This is a genomic window from uncultured Kiloniella sp., from assembly GCF_937128705.1.
Taxonomy (GTDB): domain Bacteria; phylum Pseudomonadota; class Alphaproteobacteria; order Kiloniellales; family Kiloniellaceae; genus Kiloniella.
The window spans coordinates 1-4225 of record NZ_CAKZMP010000218.1 but is presented as its reverse complement, the minus strand read 5'-3'; the positions used below and the strand labels follow the sequence as shown (position 1 = coordinate 4225).

At 46.9% G+C, this 4225-nt stretch carries 6 protein-coding genes and 1 other RNA gene; 2 read left to right on the top strand and 5 right to left on the bottom strand.

Annotation, left to right across the window (positions count from 1 at the left end; translation table 11 throughout):
• Positions 1-401 (top strand): DUF2855 family protein (locus tag Q0241_RS11480; protein WP_299377471.1); only part of this gene is annotated, 401 nt, incomplete at its 5' end.
• 166 nt (positions 402-567) lie between these two features.
• Here the strand turns inward: Q0241_RS11480 and Q0241_RS11475 are convergent.
• From Q0241_RS11475 to Q0241_RS11455, 5 genes are all read right to left on the bottom strand, one after another.
• Positions 568-1389 (bottom strand): TIGR00282 family metallophosphoesterase, encoded by an 822-nt coding sequence (locus tag Q0241_RS11475; protein WP_299377469.1) that lies wholly within the window; start codon positions 1387-1389, stop codon positions 568-570.
• Between the two features lie 154 nt (positions 1390-1543).
• Positions 1544-2134: a 5-formyltetrahydrofolate cyclo-ligase gene (locus Q0241_RS11470; protein WP_299377467.1), complete on the bottom strand. Its 591-nt coding sequence runs from the start codon at positions 2132-2134 to the stop codon at positions 1544-1546.
• 61 nt (positions 2135-2195) lie between these two features.
• A non-coding RNA gene (ssrS, locus tag Q0241_RS11465) (6S RNA) lies at positions 2196-2352 on the bottom strand.
• A gap of 9 nt (positions 2353-2361) precedes the next feature.
• On the bottom strand, positions 2362-2703 hold the full coding sequence (gene zapA, locus Q0241_RS11460; RefSeq protein ID WP_299377465.1) for a cell division protein ZapA: 342 nt from the start codon (positions 2701-2703) through the stop codon (positions 2362-2364).
• A gap of 4 nt (positions 2704-2707) precedes the next feature.
• Positions 2708-2932 (bottom strand): hypothetical protein, encoded by a 225-nt coding sequence (locus Q0241_RS11455; protein WP_299377463.1) that lies wholly within the window; start codon positions 2930-2932, stop codon positions 2708-2710.
• 291 nt (positions 2933-3223) lie between these two features.
• Here Q0241_RS11455 and Q0241_RS11450 point away from each other — a divergent pair.
• A partial coding sequence (locus tag Q0241_RS11450) for a 1-deoxy-D-xylulose-5-phosphate synthase N-terminal domain-containing protein (RefSeq protein WP_299377461.1) occupies positions 3224-4225 on the top strand: 1002 nt, incomplete at its 3' end.

The window sequence follows — 4225 nt, the reverse complement described above, 5'->3', positions numbered from 1 at the left end:
CATCGTTTGTGCTTTATGACTATTTGATTTTCAATCAATTATTTAATGCCACACAAATAATCATCGGCTCGGTGTCGTCTAAAACGGGCTTAGGCTTAGCTAAAATGTTAAGTGATGACCCCGCTATTACCGCAAAAATTGTGGGCGTCACATCCGCAGGCAATCAACCTTTTGTTAATGCCCTTGGTTGTTGCGACCAAGTAGTACTGTATGGCGATGAACACGCTATTGATCAAACCCTGACCAGTGCTTATGTGGATATGTCTGGCAATGCTGAATTAACAACCGCCCTGCATCAACACTTACAGAACAATAACTATTACGCCATATCATTTCTGTTGCGATTTCTAGCAATCTTTCCTTGGTGTTGTTTGTTGTCATCTAGACATTCCATTATATAATTCACCATACAAATAGTGCCCTTGACTGAATGGTCAAGGGCACTATTCTTTTTTTTGCCAAAATTCTCATAATTAGAGACTTACGACAGGAATGTCAGAGTACCAACCACATGAAAAAGAGAGAAAAGAGGTCATATAATCAAAGACGAAAAATTTAATCTATGCCTTAATCAACCTGTGGAATAGTTTGAGACAAGCGCCCGCCAACACGCACAGGCTCTACACGAGTAGCTAGCCCTGTGGCATCATCTGTTTCTACATACAACGCACACAAAGTCGCCTCGCCAACAGCCGGGCTCATGCGTTCTGTCGGCAATTTTTTGGTAAAGCGCGCGACGGGAACTTCTTTTTTCATGCCGATAACCGAATCATAATCACCGGTCATACCAACATCACTTTGGTAGGCTGTCCCATTGGGTAATACGGTGTGATCCGCCGTTGGCACATGAGTATGCGTTCCCACGACAAGGCTAACCTTGCCATCAAGAAAATGCCCCATAGCCATTTTTTCGCTGGTTGCTTCCCCGTGAAAATCAACCACAACCGCAGAAAGTCCCTGCTGCCCCATTTTATAGCGATCCAGTATTTTGGAAATCGCCGCAAAGGGATCATCCAACGGATCCATAAACACTCGCCCCATGGCATTCATCACCATGATCTTACGCCCACCGGGCGCCTCATAGAGTGCAGCTCCACGCCCAGGCGCGCCTTCTGGATAATTCAAAGGGCGCAACAGTCGATTTTCCTTGTTAATGTAAACCATGCAATCCCGCTGATCCCAGCTATGATTACCACCAGAAACAACGTCAGCACCGTGATCAAAAAACTGCTTACAGATTTTTTCTGTGATCCCAAAACCCGATGCTGCATTTTCGCCGTTCACAATAACGAAATCCAGCTTCAGATCCCGGCGAAGTCCAGGCAAATGCGCAACAATTGCATCACGACCAGAGCGCCCGACAACATCACCACAGAATAATAATCTCATAACAGTCTCTTTAATTTACGGGTTATTGAGGAAAAACACCTTCTTTCAATACACCGCGTGTACTACCCCGTGAGGAAGAGCTTGGCAAAGAATTTACCCCCCCTGATCCCGATAATCTTTAAACGACCGAAACAGAGCATTTAGGTCAGAGCAATCAGGAAAGCTCGATAACTTCTTGCTCAGTCACAATATAATCCAAAGGTTGATCATAAGGTCCACGAATAACTGCGGGCATTTCCTGCCCAGCATAGGCTATACCAATCGCAATGACTGATTTTTTAGCCCGCAACTTATCCAGCGTCCGGTCATAAAACCCGCCACCATAGCCAAGACGATATCCTGCGCGGTCAAAGGCTAGAAGTGGAACAAAAAGCACATCAGGTTCCATTTCTTCTTTATCTGCACTCGGTTCTTTTGTCCCAAAGCCGGCATCATCAAGCGTATCGCCTGGCGTCCAGCTTCTGAAAATCAAGGGTTTACTAGCACCCAACATAACAGGAAGCACCGGGGTGAAGTCTTTATGATGCAAGGCCTGTAATAATGGCATGGGGTCAAGTTCATCCCCCAAAGGCCAATAGGCGGAAACAACTGAATGCGCAGGCAATGAAATCGTTTCAAACAGGCGTCTGCATAGCTGATCAGCCGCATTCGGACTGTGCTTATAAGCTTCAGCACGATTCGTCTTGGCTTCTTTACGGAGTAACTTTTTACGTTGATCTATCTCATCTATATTCGATGTATTCATCATCCCCTCCAAATTCGTCGCTATTTACCCTGAGCAGGGTTCAATAAACCAGAGAGGAAAACGTGGTGCCGCGGTAGCCGTCGGCTCAAAGTCCTCTTGCGGCCTGCATAAGCAGGTGGGCGCCATATGCCAAGACCACGATCTTGACAGGGACAGCTCCCTAAAGAAGATTATTGGCCCCAGGGATTTTACCAGCCTAACGCACCCCGCAGCACCAGTGAGATCTTTTACTGATTTTCCAATCGGGCGGCAATAGATTCCAGACGATCCGCACAACTTTCCAGCGCGCTTGCGACTTTCTCTGCTTCAACCTCGTCAGCAGCAGCATCTTTTTTGCCGTTTCCGGATTTACCATCATCAATTTGGATATAGGCTTCGTGCAACTCGTCTGCAAGAAGCAAACTTGCCATAAGCATTAAATGGGTTTCACTTACCTGTCCCATTGATCCTTTAAGTTCGTCAATCTTTTGATTGATATATTTGGCCAAGCCCAAAAGATGATCTTCTTGTCCATCCTGACAACCAACTGAATAGCGGCGTCCGTTCACGGTCAGTGTTACTTGCGCCATATTCTTATTTCTCCAGTGAGGCCGAGAGTTGCCCGATCACTTTATCAAGACGATCACCAACTTCTTGTTTTGTCGTTTTAAGGTCAGCATTCTCTTTCAGGCTCTGATCAAGATTTTTTTGCACCTCTTGAAGTGTCCCATCGGATTCGTTTGATGTGGCCTCAAAGTTTTTCTCAATTGTATCCACTGCTAGAGCAAGACGCTCCAGAGCTTTTAATAATCTCGTCATATCAAGAAACAGCCATTTGCTGAAATTTTATCCCCAGATTCAGTAACCCAGCTCAATTACAGGGTAATATCAATATTAACCAGAATAAGATGCCCATCTTACATAGGTCAACCGCCTGTCTTACAAGTCTTTTCATTGTGTCCTTTATAGGGTCATTTTCCCGAACATAACAGCCATTCCTCAGATCACGGTTGACCTTGGCGGTGCAAAGGGGCATTTTGCCGCCGTTAATGGACCCCTGTCTTAAACATTCCAGACAGGATAATCTGAACCCAACTGGGGACCTTGAATATGACTGCACTGCGCCTTCCCGTATCTGCTGCGGACGCCGCGCCAGGTAGCAACCACACTGATATGGCAAATGCCATTCGTGCTCTTTCCATGGATGCCGTTCAACGCGCGAACTCTGGACATCCAGGAATGCCAATGGGCATGGCTGATGTAGCTACCGTACTTTACAGCCGTTTTCTTAAATTTGATCCATTACGCCCTGATTGGGCAGACCGCGACCGCTTTGTTTTGTCTGCTGGTCATGGATCAATGCTGATCTATTCCTTGCTTCATCTGACTGGTTATCCAGACATGACAATGGATCAGATTAAAAACTTCCGTCAACTGGACAGTATCACAGCTGGTCACCCTGAATTTGGTCATGCACCAGGCATTGAAACAACGACCGGTCCCCTTGGGCAGGGAATTGCGACGGCCGTAGGTATGGCCTTGGGCGAGCGCATGATGAACGCCCGTTATGGCGACGAAATTGTTGACCATTACACATACGCAATTGCGGGTGATGGGTGCCTAATGGAAGGCATCAGTCACGAAGCAATTTCAATGGCTGGTCACCTGAAGCTCAACAAGCTGATCGTTCTTTTTGATGACAATGGCATCACCATTGATGGCTCAACGGATCTATCCGTTTCCGATAACCAGATCAAACGCTTTGAAGCCTGTGGTTGGGATGCTGTTGCTATCGACGGCCACGATCCAGAAGCAATTGCTGCGGCAATCGACGCAGCCCGCAACAGTGACAAGCCATCTCTGATTGCCTGTAAAACAGTAATTGGTTTTGGCGCCCCGACAAAAGCGGGAACATCCAAAACTCACGGTGCGCCGCTTGGCGATGATGAAATTGCTGGTACAAGAGAAAAAATTGGCTGGCCACACGCCCCGTTTGAGATCCCAAAAAACATTCTCAAAGCGTGGAGAGCAGCTGGTGAACGCGGCGCAGAATTCTCTGCGGCATGGGATGCTGAACTTGCAAAAATCCCAGCGGACAAGCGGAAGCTTTTC